General features: G+C 71.5%; 15 protein-coding genes. 7 read left to right on the forward strand and 8 right to left on the reverse strand.

Features of this window, described 5'->3' with window-relative positions:
• Window positions 1–627: 627 nt before the first annotated feature.
• Together QOM21_RS04090 and QOM21_RS04095 are read left to right on the forward strand one after the other, a co-directional pair.
• Entirely contained in the window at window positions 628–1,362 is a 735-nt protein-coding gene (locus tag QOM21_RS04090) for a lysophospholipid acyltransferase family protein (RefSeq protein ID WP_407548244.1), read from the forward strand.
• 92 nt (window positions 1,363–1,454) lie between these two features.
• Window positions 1,455–2,285, forward strand: a complete 831-nt coding sequence (locus QOM21_RS04095; RefSeq protein ID WP_407555572.1) for a TIGR02452 family protein — start codon at window positions 1,455–1,457, stop codon at window positions 2,283–2,285.
• A 127-nt stretch (window positions 2,286–2,412) separates the two neighbouring features.
• Here the strand turns inward: QOM21_RS04095 and QOM21_RS04100 are convergent, their stop codons facing one another.
• Window positions 2,413–4,047, reverse strand: coding sequence for an alpha/beta hydrolase (locus QOM21_RS04100; RefSeq protein ID WP_407548246.1), 1,635 nt, complete (start codon window positions 4,045–4,047; stop codon window positions 2,413–2,415).
• Between the two features lie 455 nt (window positions 4,048–4,502).
• Between QOM21_RS04100 and QOM21_RS04105 the strand changes: the two genes are divergently transcribed.
• From QOM21_RS04105 to QOM21_RS04120, 4 genes are all read left to right on the forward strand, one after another.
• A complete protein-coding gene (locus QOM21_RS04105) occupies window positions 4,503–4,886 on the forward strand; it encodes a hypothetical protein (RefSeq protein ID WP_407548248.1) in 384 nt (127 codons plus the stop codon).
• A 111-nt stretch (window positions 4,887–4,997) separates the two neighbouring features.
• A complete protein-coding gene (locus tag QOM21_RS04110; protein WP_407548249.1) occupies window positions 4,998–5,858 on the forward strand; it encodes a hypothetical protein in 861 nt (286 codons plus the stop codon).
• 61 nt (window positions 5,859–5,919) lie between these two features.
• Entirely contained in the window at window positions 5,920–6,300 is a 381-nt protein-coding gene (locus QOM21_RS04115; protein ID WP_407548251.1) for a roadblock/LC7 domain-containing protein, read from the forward strand.
• 75 nt (window positions 6,301–6,375) lie between these two features.
• Window positions 6,376–6,750 carry a hypothetical protein gene (locus QOM21_RS04120; RefSeq protein WP_407548253.1) on the forward strand — a complete coding sequence of 125 codons (375 nt, stop codon included), beginning with the start codon at window positions 6,376–6,378 and terminating at the stop codon, window positions 6,748–6,750.
• A 28-nt stretch (window positions 6,751–6,778) separates the two neighbouring features.
• On the opposite strand, the gene QOM21_RS04125 is transcribed toward QOM21_RS04120, so the two are convergent.
• From QOM21_RS04125 to QOM21_RS04150, 6 genes are read right to left on the reverse strand one after another with little or no spacing between them, the layout of a single operon-like run.
• Window positions 6,779–7,609 (reverse strand): urease accessory protein UreD, encoded by an 831-nt coding sequence (locus QOM21_RS04125; protein ID WP_407548255.1) that lies wholly within the window; start codon window positions 7,607–7,609, stop codon window positions 6,779–6,781.
• A complete protein-coding gene (ureG, locus tag QOM21_RS04130) occupies window positions 7,606–8,301 on the reverse strand; it encodes an urease accessory protein UreG (RefSeq protein ID WP_407548257.1) in 696 nt (231 codons plus the stop codon). Before ureG ends, QOM21_RS04125 begins: the two co-directional genes overlap by 4 nt.
• Before the next feature lie 58 nt (window positions 8,302–8,359).
• Window positions 8,360–9,034 carry an urease accessory protein UreF gene (locus QOM21_RS04135; protein ID WP_407548259.1) on the reverse strand — a complete coding sequence of 225 codons (675 nt, stop codon included), beginning with the start codon at window positions 9,032–9,034 and terminating at the stop codon, window positions 8,360–8,362.
• 34 nt (window positions 9,035–9,068) lie between these two features.
• A complete protein-coding gene (locus tag QOM21_RS04140) occupies window positions 9,069–10,790 on the reverse strand; it encodes an urease subunit alpha (protein ID WP_407548261.1) in 1,722 nt (573 codons plus the stop codon).
• Window positions 10,783–11,094 (reverse strand): urease subunit beta, encoded by a 312-nt coding sequence (locus QOM21_RS04145; protein WP_407548263.1) that lies wholly within the window; start codon window positions 11,092–11,094, stop codon window positions 10,783–10,785. The genes QOM21_RS04140 and QOM21_RS04145 overlap by 8 nt, the downstream gene beginning before the upstream one ends.
• Window positions 11,095–11,111: 17 nt before the next feature.
• On the reverse strand, window positions 11,112–11,414 hold the full coding sequence (locus QOM21_RS04150) for an urease subunit gamma (protein ID WP_407548265.1): 303 nt from the start codon (window positions 11,412–11,414) through the stop codon (window positions 11,112–11,114).
• A gap of 509 nt (window positions 11,415–11,923) precedes the next feature.
• Here QOM21_RS04150 and QOM21_RS04155 point away from each other — a divergent pair.
• The gene (locus QOM21_RS04155) at window positions 11,924–12,874 is read left to right on the forward strand and encodes a M28 family metallopeptidase (protein ID WP_407548266.1); all 951 of its coding nucleotides are present in this window, start codon (window positions 11,924–11,926) and stop codon (window positions 12,872–12,874) included.
• Between the two features lie 21 nt (window positions 12,875–12,895).
• Here the strand turns inward: QOM21_RS04155 and QOM21_RS04160 are convergent, their stop codons facing one another.
• Window positions 12,896–13,210, reverse strand: coding sequence for a type II toxin-antitoxin system Phd/YefM family antitoxin (locus QOM21_RS04160; protein ID WP_393897255.1), 315 nt, complete (start codon window positions 13,208–13,210; stop codon window positions 12,896–12,898).
• Window positions 13,211–13,236 lie beyond the last annotated feature (26 nt).

A 13,236-nucleotide genomic window follows, 5' to 3' on the forward strand; every position in this document is an offset into this window, starting at 1 on the left:
CGGCTCATCTCCTCTCGATGAGACCGCCGCGCGGGTCGGGCCGACGGGAGGCGGAAGTCCGTCCGTCCCGGCCGTCCCGGCGCGGCGAGCACGGGCGCCCGCCGCAGCGGCACGCGGGCCGGTCTCCTGCGCCACAGCACCCAGCGTATGACCTCCCTGCCCGATCAGACAGTCGGTGCGGGCCCCGGAGCGCCCGCCGTGCGAGGCGCCCGGAGCGCGCCCCCGCCCCCACCCATCTCGCGGCACCGGCAGGCTCAGATGCACCCCTGCCCCTCGGTGACACCGTGATGAGTGCCGTTCGGGTGACGAAGGGCATGGGAAGGCCGAGGGACGCCCCTGAACGTTCCGGGGACGGTGGGCCGTGCCGGGTGATGGGATGGGCGAGGGGGTATCCGGTGAGACGTGGCAGAGGCGGGGGTCGACGGCGGGCCCACAGCAAGGCGCGATCCCGGAGCGGCGGAGCGGGACGGAGCTGACGAGCCGTCACCATGGCTGGCACGCACGGGCATCAGTCCGTCGCGGGTGGTTACCCCGGTCCGCACCGCCACGTACACTTCCCCCTCGCGCACCCAGCTGACCTGGACAAACGCCGCCGTTGAGCCGATCCGGGCGAGTAAGGAGAGCTCCGTGTTCTACCAGGTACTCAAGTACGTACTCCTAGGGCCCTTGTTGCGGCTGTTCTTCCGGCCGCGGATCGAGGGGCTCGAGCATGTGCCGGAGGAGGGCGCGGCGATCATCGCGGGCAATCATCTGTCGTTCGCCGATCACTTCGTGATGCCGGCGATCGTGCCGCGACGGATCACCTTTCTCGCCAAGGCCGAGTACTTCACCGGCCCCGGGCTGAAAGGGCGGCTGACCGCGGCGTTCTTCCGGGGCGTCGGACAGATCCCGGTGGACCGGTCCGGCGGCCGGGCGTCCGAGGCGGCCCTCTCGTCGGGTCTCGCCGTCCTGCGCAAGGGCCGGCTGCTGGGCATCTACCCGGAAGGCACCCGCTCGCACGACGGCCGGCTCTACAAGGGGCGCACCGGAGTCGCCGCGATGGCCGTCAAGGCCGGGGTGCCGGTGGTGCCGTGCGCGATGATCGGGACGTTCGAGGCACAGCCGACCGGGCGGCGGCTGCCGCGTGCGATGCGGATCACCATCCGCTTCGGCGCACCGCTGGACTTCTCCCGCTTTGCCGGCATGGCGGACGAGCGCACCGCGCTGCGCACGGTCACCGACGAGATCATGTACGCCATCCTCGCCCTCTCCGGCCAGGAGTACGTCGACACATACGCGGGCGAGGCGAAGGCGGAGGCCCAGGCCAAGGCGAAGGCCGAGGCGAAGGCGCGCGGGCACGGCCTGCGCGGGCACAAGAACTGACGGACGGCAGGCGCCCGCGATATCCCCTCGCGGGGCATGCCGCCGGCCCGTACCTTGATCGCCATGGACGATCACATACGGGGGTGTCCGCGATGAGCGCCCGGCTGCGCGGGATGGCGCACGAGACGGAACGGATCGTGGCGGCAGGGGCATATCGCGCCCCGAGCGGCCGGCTGGTGGAGATCGCGGCGTCGGTGGAGCGCGCGCGTGCGGGCACCCGGCTTCACGGGCCGGAGCCCGTCGACCTCGCCGCCGGGGAGGCCGCTCCGGCGGGGCGGACCGTGTTCGAGGTGACGGGGGAAGGCAGTCTCACGGCCGGCGGCCGGCTGGCCGCGGACGGCGGCGGCCCGCTCGCGGTGCTGAACTTCGCCTCGGCGCGCAATCCGGGCGGCGGCTATCTCAACGGCGCGCAGGCCCAGGAGGAGGCGCTGTGCCGGGGTTCCGCGCTGTACTCGTGTGTGCGCGAGGCGCCGGACTTCTACGCCGCGCATCGCGCCGAACCGAGCCCGTTCTACAGCGACCGGGTGATCCTCTCCCCCGGAGTGCCCGTCTTCCGCGACGACCGGGGGAAGCTGCGCGAAGTGCCGTACGAGGCGGGGTTCTTGACTGCCGCGGCACCCAATGCCGGAGTCATCGCCCGGCAGCGGCCTGACGAGACGGGCCGGGTGGCCGCCGCGCTGACGGCCCGCGCGGAACGTGTGCTGGAGGTGGCCGCGGTGGGCGGACACCGCCAACTGGTGCTCGGCGCCTGGGGCTGCGGTGTCTTCCGCAACGAGCCGGCCGAGGTGGCACGGGCGTTCGCGACGCATCTGCTGGACGGCGGCCGGTTCGCCGGCCGGTTCGACCGCGTGGTCTTCGCTGTGCCGGACCGCCGGGAGGACTCCCCCACCCGGGCCGCGTTCACCAGGGTGTTCGCGGCCTGAACCATCGGAAACGCCGTACGGGCGGCCGGGAGGGATCCCGGCCGCCCGTACGGTTGCGGACAGCTCCGGCGGCGGTGGCAGCAGGCTCAGGGCGCAGGCGCCCCGGCCCGGTGTGCCCTCCGCGCGCTCAGGGAGTCAGCAGGTCGGAGACGAGGTTGGTGGCGGTCTTCACCGCCGAGGTGGTCGGCTTGGGCGTGGCGTGCGGGGCGCACGTCACATCCGCGGCGTCGACCTTGCCCGTCAGGAAGTAGGAGTCCACCCGGTCGTTGATGCAGGGGTTGACCTGACCGGTGACACCGTGCGATCCGGCGTCCCGCTCGGTGATCAGGCGGGAGCCCTTGAGCCGCTTGTGCAGCTCGACGGCGCCGCCGTAGGGCGTGGCCGCGTCACGGGTGCTCTGCACGATCAGGACGTTGGGCAGGCCCTTGCCGGACGTGACGTCGACGGGGCGCTGCTGCTTGGCCGACCAGCTGGCGCACGGCAGGTTCATCCAGGCGTTCGACCAGGTCATGAACGGTGCCTTGGCGTGCACGCGGGTGTTGTCGCGGTCCCACTTCTGCCAGCTGGTGGGCCACTTGGCGTCGGTGCACTCGACAGCGGTGTAGACGGCGTTGCCGTTCTCGGAGGCGATGTTGCCGGCCTTGTCCGAGAGGTCGGGACCGGCGTTCTCGATCAGCGGCTTCTCGTTGCCGTCGAGGTACGCGCTCCACGCCTCGGCGACCGGGGCCCACATGGAGTCGTAGTACGGCGCGTTCTGGAAGAAGCCGGTCAGCTCGGCGGGGCCGACGACGCCGCCCAGCGGGTTCTTCTTGGCGGTCGCGCGGAGCTTCTCCCACGCCGCCTGGACCTTCTTCGGCGTGTTGCCGATGTGGTAGGTCTTGTCGTTCTTGGCGACCCACTCCTTCCAGTCGCCCCAGCGGGTCTCGAAGGCGACGTCCTGGTCGAGGTTGGCCTCGTACCAGATCTTCGAGCGCGAGGGATTGACGACGCTGTCGACGAGCATCCGGCGCACGTGGTCGGGGAAGAGCGTCGCGTAGACGGCGCCCAGGTAGGTGCCGTAGGAGACGCCGAGGAAGTTGAGCTTCTTCTCACCGAGAGCGGCGCGGATCACGTCCAGGTCGCGGGCGGTGTTGGGCGTCGTCATGTACGGCAGGAGGTCGCCGCTGCGCTCGGCGCAGCCGTCGGCGTACTCCTTGGCGAGCTTGCGCTGGGCGGTCTTGTCCGCCTCGCTGTCCGGCACCGGGTCGGCCTTGGGTGCCTTGACGAACTCCTGCGGGTCCTCGCAGGAGATCGGGGCGGAATGGCCGACGCCCCGGGGGTCGAAGCCCACGAAGTCGTATGCCTTCGCGGTCTTGGCCCACAGGGCGCTCTTGGTGGTGATCCGGGTGGGGAACTTCATGCCCGAACCGCCGGGGCCGCCGGGGTTGTAGAGGAGGGAGCCCTGTCGCTCCTTGTCGCTGCCGGTGCTCACGGCCCGGTCGACGGCGATGTCGATGGTGCGCCCGTTGGGCTTGGCGTAGTCCACGGGCACGGTGACGTACCCGCACTGGATGGGGGCTTTCAGGCCCCAATCGGCGGGACAGTCCTTCCAGTCGATGCCCTTCTTGGCCGCCTGTGCTGCGGCGGTCTGCACGCCGCGCGCTTCGGCCGAACCGCCGGGGTGGTGTCCGCCCGCGGTGGCGGGCGTGGCGACTATCGCTCCGGCGATGAGCGTGCCGGTCACCAGGGTGCCGGCGGCGCCGAGCGCTGCTGTTCTTCTCACGTGGTGGTTCCCCCTGCATGGTGCGCCGTTGCGGCGGAGGTGATCACTGAGCTACAGAAGGATCCTGTCTCTTCCTGTCCCTTCCTGAATAGGTTTGATCGCGGTTTCTTTACCAACCCGTAGGATTTTCTCGGCTGTCGAAGGTCTGTGCGAGGTCAGACCCCCGAACAGCAGGAGGATTCCTCCCGTTACCGTGCTGCCGGGCCGTTACGCCCGAGACGCCGCAGACGCCCATACCGGGTGACAACGGGCCGCCGAGGGGCGATAACTCGTCAATTGCCTTACACATGCTCTTCAGGCATGTGCCAGCCGCATTGGGTTCAGTAACCTTCCGTGCAGGCTCTCCCACACACCGCACAGGGAGGGCTTCGGCGTTTTCCCTCGGCGCAGGCAGTCCCGTGCGAGTTGCCCTGCCCGAGCAGCCCCGTCCGCGCGCGTGCCCGAAGGAGACCCAAGTGCCGGGTATCGATCAGGTGTTGGCCACTGCCATGGAGGTGCCCGGGGTGCAGGGCGCCGGACTGGTCGACTGGACCAGCGGCCTGACGCTCGGCACTGCCGGGCGGGGGCCGCACGCCGATCACGACGCGGCCGCCGCGGACACCGCCGAGGTGGTCCAGGCCGTGGCGCGCAACGCCACGTTCGACACCGCGGGCACCGACGGGTCGTCCCTGGAGGACCTCATCATCACCACGGCGGACAGCTACCACCTCATCCGCTTCGTCCACCCGGCCTTCGACAGCCAGACCTATCTCTACCTCTGGCTGGACCGCGCGCAGGCCAATCTCGCCGTCGCCCGGTTACGGCTGCGCGATCTGGCGGCCGGGCTGGTGGCCGACTGACGCCCCGTGCCCGGAGCGCGGCCCGGCCGCACAGCGCCCCCGTTACGGGCAGCCGCCGTCGCCGCGCGGCCCGTACGGCGTCACACAGCACCAACGGTGAGGGAACCAGCCATGGGCCTGCCCATACCCCGCCCGCCCACGTCGGCCGGCCCGCTCGATCAGCTGGCCGCCGCACGCGCCACGGGCGCCCTGCGCGGCCCGCACGGGTGCTTCTACCTCGTCGACGGCGCCGTCTCCTGCGTCGAGAGCGCCACCGCCCCCGGACTCGGGGCCCGGCTCGCCGCCGCCGGCCGGGTGCCCCCGGAACGCTGGCAGGACGCGCGCGACGCCGCGGATGCACAGCACACAGGCGCCCGCCATCTCGTCGACGCCGGGCTTCTGACCCAGGGCGAACTGGAGATCTGCCATCTCGGCGCCCTCCTGGACGCCGCCTTTTTCGCCCTGCCCCTGCTGGAGGCGGACGACGTGTCCTTCACTCCGGGCGCCGGGCACTGGCTGGGCGTCGTCCGCCGCGTCGGTGCCGACGCCCTCCAGCGGGCGACGGCACGCCGCCACGCGCTGCTCGGACGGCTGGCCCCGTGGGCGGCGGTCGACGCCTCCCCCGTCGTGCCGCTGGACCCTCCGGTCCGGCCCGTCACCATGCGTCCCACCGGCCCGCAGCGCCGGCTGCTCGCACACGCCGACGGCCGGCGCACCCCGCACGAACTCGCCCTGGCGCTGGGCCGGTCGGCGTTCGTGACGCTGCTCGATGTCCGCCGCCTCGCCGCCGGCGGCCTCGTCCTCGTACCCGACGCAACCAAGGCACTGCCCCGCAGGCGCCCCGGCGCATGCCTGGACGAGAGCCCGGCGCCCGCCGCCGGAGCGGCCCGTACCCCCACCTGGCAACCACCGGTTCCGCGCCTCCCCGAGACCGCCGACCCGGATATTGCCCTCCTTGTCCGACTGCGCACGGCGTTGGAGGAGAACCTGTGACCCCCTGCGGCCCCCGGCCATGAAGCACGCACTCAGAAGACGTGCGGTGAAAAGGAGACTGATGACGATCGAGCCCCTCGTACGGGACGAACTGCACGCGTTACGGGATCAGATACGCCATTTCCAAGGCGGAATGGTGGCCAGCGCGGACGGCATGGTCATCGCCCACGACCTCCGGGACATCGAGCCGGACGGCCTCGCCGCGCTCACCGCGGCCGCCATCGGGGTCGCCAAGCGCCTCACCGAGGCGACCGGGCAGGGGCCGTTCGAGGAGTCCCTCACCCGCGGCACCAGCGGTTACATCGCGGCCTACTCCGCGGGGAGCAGCGCGGTCCTCACCGCGGTCGCCGGCCCCGACACCAACGTCGGCCGGCTGCACCTCCAGGCCCGCAGGGCCGCCGCACGCATCGGCGCCCTCGTCGACACCGCGCCGCGGCGCTGACGCCCGCCTCCTGACCACCCGCCTTCCCGCGCATCAGCGGGGACATCCGCAACCCACCGAAAGGTCCGAACAGTCATGGCTCAGATGGAATCCGCACTCGCCGACGCGATGTCGAACATCGAGGGCGCCGTCGGCGTCGCCCTGGTCGACTACACCAGCGGAATGGCGCTCGCCACGCTCGGCGACAACGCAACCTTCGACCTCAACATCGCCGCGGCGGGGAACACCGACGTGGTCCGCGCCAAGCTCCGCACCATGGAAATGCTCGAACTCCAGGGCGCCATCGAGGACATGCTCATCACGCTGACCTCGCAGTACCACCTCATCCGCCCGGTCACCGGCAAGGGCGGCAACGGTCTCTTCCTCTACCTGGTCCTGGACCGCAAGCGCGCGAACCTGGCACTGGCCCGCCATCGGCTCGCCCGGCTGGAAAACGACCTGGAGGTGTGACGGGGGTGAGGGCGTCGGTCCGGCGCCCTCACCCAGCCGCGACGCTCCCGGCGGCCTCGTCCAGCAGGCGTCGCAGCAGCAGCGCGTCGGGGGCGACGGCGGTGGCGAGCGCCGCCGGACCGGCGAGCGGCGCCAGCACTCCCTGTCCGGCACCCTCCCCACCGCCCGCCGCATCGCCCAGCAGCCGCACCTCGATGGGCTTGTCATCGAACTCCGGCGCCACGAGCAGCAGTTGACCGACGGAACGATTGCCGTCCAGCACCGCCGACGCGTCCCAGCCCGGGGCGCCGGGCCCGTATGCCGTCTCCTGGTCCAGCAGGGTGCGCCCGGCACGGCGGACCGTCAGCCTGCTGCGCAGCGCACCCGGCCGCTCGCCGCTGCGCCCGAGGACCTGTTCCTCGCGGAGGACGAGCCGTGCGGTGGGGGCCAGTTCGACGGTCGTGGTCATCCGCAGTTCGCTGCCCTCGGCGGAGATCAGCGGCTCGGGAAGCCAGTCCAGCCGCGCCCCCTCCCCCACCGTCAGCCGAACGTCGTAGGTGGCGTGCCCGGCGGTGCGGCCGGGCAGCGCGACGGTCGCCGCGGCGGTCGTCAGGCGCAGGGCGGTGCCCGCCTCGGCGACCACCTCGATACCCAGCCGGTCTCCGCCGAGCGGTGCGCTCATCGCGCCCACCACGCACACCCTGACCTGATCGCCGTGCGCACGGATGCGGCGCAGCGCGAACGGGCCCGCGCCGTCCAGGACGGGCAGCCGGGTGGTGCCCCGCGCGTCGGTGCGGGCGGTGATGCGGGCGGTGGCGCGCAGACCGGTCACCGTGGCGGTGGCCTGCGTATCCGAGGGGCCGGGGGTCACGAGGCTCATTCCGGTCCCGCGGTCCAGTCGGCCAGGCGCTCGCGGACCCAGTCCGCCACCGGCTTGACGCCGTTCGGCGACTTCAGGGCGGTGAAGGCGACCGGCAGTTCGCCGCGCTGCGCCTTGGCGTCCCGCGCCATCCCTTCCAGGTCGACACCGACGTACGGCGCGAGGTCGGTCTTGTTGATGACGAGCAGGTCGGCGGTGGTGACACCGGGCCCGCCCTTGCGGGGGATGTCGTCGCCGCCCGCGACGTCGATGACGAAGATCTGCGCGTCGACCAGGCCCTTGGAGAAGGTCGCGGTGAGGTTGTCACCACCGGATTCGACCAGGACCAGATCCAGCGGGCCCACCTCCTCCTCCAGGTCCTCGACGGCTTCGAGGTTGGCGGAGATGTCGTCGCGGATGGCGGTGTGCGGGCAGGCGCCGGTCTCCACCGCGGCGATCCGCTCGGCGGGCAGGACCGCTTCGCGGAGCAGGAATTCGGCGTCCTCACGGGTGTAGATGTCGTTGGTGACGACGGCGATGGAAAGCTCGTCACGCAGCTCCCGGCAGAGCGCCGCCACGGTCGCCGTCTTGCCGGTGCCCACCGGTCCCCCCAGCCCCAGCCGTAGCGCGCGGCGCTTGCCGTCGGGGCGGCGGACGCTCGCGGCGCTGTAGGTGTGGCGCTGGGGGAAGGTGTCCTGATGGTCGAGGTGCATGGTCACTCCGGAGTGTTCGTGCGGCCACGGGCTGCGCGGCCCGGGGGCGGGCGTGAGGTCAGGAGGCGAAGAGGCGTACCGGCCAGGCCGCGTGCTGTTCGGCGGTGATGTCGAGCAGCGGCGCGGAGGCGGCGGGCAGCGCGTCGACTCCCTCATGGGGAACGCGCTGCGCCGCTTCCGCGCCCCGCGCCGCGACCCGGTCGAGGTCGGCGGCGAGACGGGCCAGGACGGCGGTGGCGTCGAACGGGTCGAGGCTCAGCAGGCGGACGGCGGCGGTGGCCGGTCCGCTGACGTTCTCGTAGGCCACGGCGTACGCCGCGTCGAGCGGTTCCAGGCCGGCGGAGCGGGCGGCGAGACCGAGCACCACCGGCTGGTGCGCGCCGCGCGGCCGGGCCGCGGCGAGGGCATCGAGGTCGGCGCTCGGCCAGGTGGCGCGGGCGGCCCGCATCATCTGCCGGCCGAGGCGCCGGGCGACCTGCCGCAGCGCCGGCACGGGCGTACGGGCGTCGGCCGCGTCGTCCAGGGCGAGTGGGTCGGCGCCGGCGGCCGCCGCGGCGGCGATGCCGGCGGCGACCAGGCCCGCGGTGTGCAGCCGCCCTCGGCAGAACGCCTCCAGGGTGGCGGCGTCCTTGATGCGGCCCGCCGTGACGGCCGGTTCTGCGCCGCCCGAGTGGGCGTGCCCACCGGCCGGGAACCGGCCGTCGGCGAGGACCAGCAGCGCTGCGCGGCTCATCGGCGGTCCTCCGGGTGGGTCATGGGCAACCGCATCAGAAGAGGAAGTACCGCTGGGCCATGGGCAGTTCGGCGGCCGGCGCCGGCTCGACCGGCTCGCCGTCGATGGTCACCGTGAACGTGTCCGGGTCGACCTGGACCCGCGGCAGGGCATCGTTGTTGCGCATGTCCGCCTTGGTGACGCCTCGGGTGCTGCGGATGGCCTCGAAGGACTTCGCCAGCGGCAGCCGCTCGGGCAGCGCGTCGTCGAGTGCCTGCTGGGAGACGAAGTTGACCGAGTTGCTGCCCGGGGCCCGGCCGGTCGCACCGAACATCGGACGTGGCAGCACCGGCTGCGGGGTGGGGATGGAGGCGTTGGCGTCGCCCATCTGCGCATACGCGATCTGGCCGCCCTTGATGACGAGTTGCGGCTTGACGCCGAAGAACGCCGGGTCCCACAGGACCAGGTCGGCGAGCTTGCCGTCCTCGACCGAGCCGACGACATGGTCGATGCCCTGCGCGATGGCGGCGTTGACGGTGTACTTCGCGACGTATCTGCGGGCCCGGTGGTTGTCGGCGCCGCCGTCGCCCGGCAGGCTCCCCCGGCGCCGCTTCATGACGTGCGCGCTCTGCCACGTGCGCAGTACGACCTCGCCGATGCGGCCCATCGCCTGGGCGTCCGAAGCCATGATCGAGATGGCGCCGAGGTCGTGCAGGATGTCCTCGGCCGCGATGGTGGAGGGCCGGATCCGGGACTCGGCGAAGGCGAGGTCCTCGGGGACGGCCGGGTTGAGGTGGTGACAGACCATCAGCATGTCGAGGTGCTCCTCGACGGTGTTGACGGTGTGCGGCCGCGTCGGGTTGGTGGACGCGGCGAGCACATTGGGCTCGGAGACCATCGCGATCATGTCGGGGGCGTGGCCGCCACCCGCGCCCTCGACATGGAACGCGTGGACCGAGCGCCCGGCGATGGCGGCGAGGGTGTCACCGAGGAAGCCGGCCTCGTTCAGCGTGTCGGTGTGGATCGCGAGCTGGGCGCCGCTCTCCTCGCAGACGCCCAGACAGGCGTCGAGGACGGCGGGGGTCGCACCCCAGTCCTCGTGAATCTTGAAGCCGAGGACGCCGGCACGCAGTTGGTCGCGCATCGAGGCGACGGACGTGGTGTTGCCCTTGCCGAGCAGTCCGACGTTGACGGGCAGGGAGTCCATCGACTCCAGGAGCCGGGCGATGTGCCAGGCCCCGGGGGTGATCGTGGTGGCCTTGCTGCCCTCGGCGGGCCCGGTGCCGCCGCCGACGAGCGTGGTGACGCCCGAGGCCAGCGCCTCGTCGACCTGCTGGGGGCAGATGAAGTGGACGTGGGTGTCGATGGCGCCGGCCGTGAGGATCTTGCCGTTGCCCGCGATGATCTCGGTTTCCGGGCCGATGAAGAGGTCGGGGTGGACCCCGTCCATCGTGTCGGGGTTACCCGCCTTGCCCAGGGCGGTGATCCGGCCGTCGCGGATGCCGACGTCGGCCTTGACGATGCCCCAGTGGTCGAGCACGACCGCGCCGGTGATCACGGTGTCGGGGGCGCCCTCGGCGCGGGTGGCGCGGGACTGCCCCATCGATTCGCGGATCACCTTGCCGCCGCCGAAGACGGCCTCGTCGCCGGCCCGTCCGGGGCCGCCCGAGCGGTCCTCGGTGATCTCGATGACCAGGTCGGTGTCGGCGAGGCGGATGCGGTCGCCGACGGTCGGGCCGAAGAGGTCGGCGTACTCCTGGCGGGTCAGCTCAGCCATCGAGGGTGCCTCCGGTCTCGCCGCGCAGGCCCATGACGATCCGCTTGCCCCCGATGGGGACGAGTTCGACTTCGGTGGGGATGCCGGGCTCGAAGCGCACGGCGGAGCCGGCCGCGACGTTCAGCCGCTTGCCGTGCGCGGCCGCGCGGTCGAAGTCGAGGCCGGGATTGGCCTCGGCGAAGTGGTAGTGGGAGCCGACCTGGACGGGGCGGTCGGCGGCGTTGAGAACGGTCAGGCGGGTGCGCGGGAGGCCCTCGTTGAGGCGGACCGGCTCCTCGGCGGGAAAGATCTGTCCCGGGATCATTGTCTGTTCTCCCGCGGTCAGTTGATCGGCTCGTGGACGGTGACGAGCTTGGTCCCGTCCGGGAAGGTCGCCTCGACCTGCACGTCGTGGATCATCTCGGGGACCCCTTCCATGACGTCGTCGCGGCCGAGCACCTTGCGCCCCGAGGACATCAGCTCGGCGACCGTACGACCGTCCCGCGCGCCTTCGAGGATGTGGGAGGTCAGCAGCGCGATGGCTTCCGGATGGTTCAGCCTCAACCCCCGAGACCGTCGCTTTTCAGCCACGTCCGCCGCCACATGGATCATCAGGCGTTCCTGCTCATGCGGGGTCAGTTGCATACGGTTCACCTCACAATTCTTCCCGCCCGGACGCGTTTGCCCAGGTCACGGGCGTGGGCACACCCGTATCGATAGATGTATCACGCAGTGGTTAAAGGAGGAGCAAACCGGTTGCCAGCGCCTGGCCATCAATCGCCTCCACAACCGGAGGCTAGTTCGGCGGGATTTCAACGGCGTTACATCCAGGGACCGCCGCGCACCTCTTCTTACGCCCGCCGTAACACGGCGTCCATCACCGCCCGTTACGGCGCGCCGGGCCCGATCTCCGCCCCAGGGCCCCGGAGCCGGCACGGTGGCGCATTCCGCTCCACGACGGGCCGTCACCTCCCGGGCGCGAGCGGGAGTGCGGGCCACCCGGGGGGACCTGTCCCCGCAATCCGGACATGCCCCGCTCTGCGAACGCCGCTGTCCGGTATCCGCTCTTGACGAGGCCGGACACGGTCGGAATTCTCATGTGCGCGTCAAATCACGCTCCGCACCACCCCCCACACCAGTATCGGAGCCCCACCGTGATTCGCTCACTTCGTCCTGCCCGCCGCGTGGTCATCGCCGCCGGCGCCTGCACGGCCGTGGCCGCCCTGCTGGGCACCGCCGCCGTGGCCCAGGCCGACAACAACCAGCCGCTCGCCGCACCGGACATCCCGATAGCCGGCGTCAAGGGACACCTTGACAAGCTGCAGTCCATAGCCGACGCCAACGGCGGCAACCGCGCCCACGGCCAGCCCGGTTACAAGGCATCCATCGACTACATCAAGGGCAAGCTGGACGCGGCCGGCTTCACCACCAAGGTCCAGGAGTTCGACTACAGCGGCAGCAAGGGCTACAACCTCATCGCCGACTGGCCGGGCGGCGCCGAGGACAAGACCGTCATGGCCGGCGCGCACCTGGACTCCGTCGAGGACGGGCCCGGCATCAACGACAACGGGTCCGGCTCCGCCGGCATCCTGGAGACCGCGCTCGCCGTCTCCCGCGAGGGCCTCAAGCCCACCAAGCACCTGCGGTTCGGCTGGTGGGGTGCCGAGGAGTACGGCATGGTCGGCTCCAAGAACTACGTCGACAGCCTCGGCGCCGACACCTCGAAGATCGACTCCTACCTGAACTTCGACATGATCGGCTCGCCCAACCCCGGCTACTTCGTCTACGACGACGAACCCCGCCTGGAGAAGGTCTTCAAGGACTGGTACGCGACCAAGAACATCACCACGGAGATCGAGACCGAGGGCGACGGACGCTCCGACCACGCCTCCTTCAAGGACGCCGGCGTCCCCGTCGGCGGGCTCTTCTCGGGCGCCGACTACATCAAGACCGAGAAGCAGGCGAAGGCGTGGGGCGGCACGGCGGGCAAGGCATTCGACGCCTGCTACCACGCCTCCTGCGACACGACGAAGAACATCGACGACACCGCGCTGGACAACAACAGCGACGCCATCGCCAACGCCCTCTGGGAGCTCAGCTCCTGACCCGCACTCCGCACTGAACGGTCAGCTCTCGCGACCCGGCCGCCGATCCCCGGCGGCCGGGTCGCGGTGTTCTGCCGCGATGCCGAACCGCCGCCGTTCGCCCGGAGCGGACGGCAGCTGCCGCACGGTGGAGACCGTGCTGATCACCTGCTCCTCCTCCGCGCCCTCCTCGCGCTTCCCCAATTCCTCGAGCAGCTGCAGGTCAGCGGCCGATACCAGCGCCACCAGAGGCTTGCCGTGGCGCGTGACGACCACGCGCTCGCTGCCGTAGACGACGCGGTTGATCAGATCCGCGAGCTCTGCCCGGGCTTGCGTCACCGGAATTTCGTAGGCCATGCTCCCATTCTAACGGGATGTACATC

The organism is Streptomyces sp. Pv4-95 (genome assembly GCF_045782725.1).
Taxonomy (GTDB): Bacteria; Actinomycetota; Actinomycetes; order Streptomycetales; family Streptomycetaceae; genus Streptomyces.

Coding starts and splice junctions, on each gene's coding strand:
- QOM21_RS04095 (WP_407555572.1), top strand. CDS start 1,455: ATGAGCGCCCGGCTGCGCGGGATGGCGCACGAGACGGAACGGATCGTG.
- QOM21_RS04110 (WP_407548249.1), top strand. CDS start 4,998: ATGGGCCTGCCCATACCCCGCCCGCCCACGTCGGCCGGCCCGCTCGAT.
- QOM21_RS04115 (WP_407548251.1), top strand. CDS start 5,920: ATGACGATCGAGCCCCTCGTACGGGACGAACTGCACGCGTTACGGGAT.
- QOM21_RS04120 (WP_407548253.1), top strand. CDS start 6,376: ATGGCTCAGATGGAATCCGCACTCGCCGACGCGATGTCGAACATCGAG.
- QOM21_RS04125 (WP_407548255.1), bottom strand. CDS start 7,609: ATGAGCCTCGTGACCCCCGGCCCCTCGGATACGCAGGCCACCGCCACG.
- ureG (WP_407548257.1), bottom strand. CDS start 8,301: ATGCACCTCGACCATCAGGACACCTTCCCCCAGCGCCACACCTACAGC.
- QOM21_RS04135 (WP_407548259.1), bottom strand. CDS start 9,034: ATGAGCCGCGCAGCGCTGCTGGTCCTCGCCGACGGCCGGTTCCCGGCC.
- QOM21_RS04140 (WP_407548261.1), bottom strand. CDS start 10,790: ATGGCTGAGCTGACCCGCCAGGAGTACGCCGACCTCTTCGGCCCGACC.
- QOM21_RS04145 (WP_407548263.1), bottom strand. CDS start 11,094: ATGATCCCGGGACAGATCTTTCCCGCCGAGGAGCCGGTCCGCCTCAAC.
- QOM21_RS04150 (WP_407548265.1), bottom strand. CDS start 11,414: ATGCAACTGACCCCGCATGAGCAGGAACGCCTGATGATCCATGTGGCG.
- QOM21_RS04160 (WP_393897255.1), bottom strand. CDS start 13,210: ATGGCCTACGAAATTCCGGTGACGCAAGCCCGGGCAGAGCTCGCGGAT.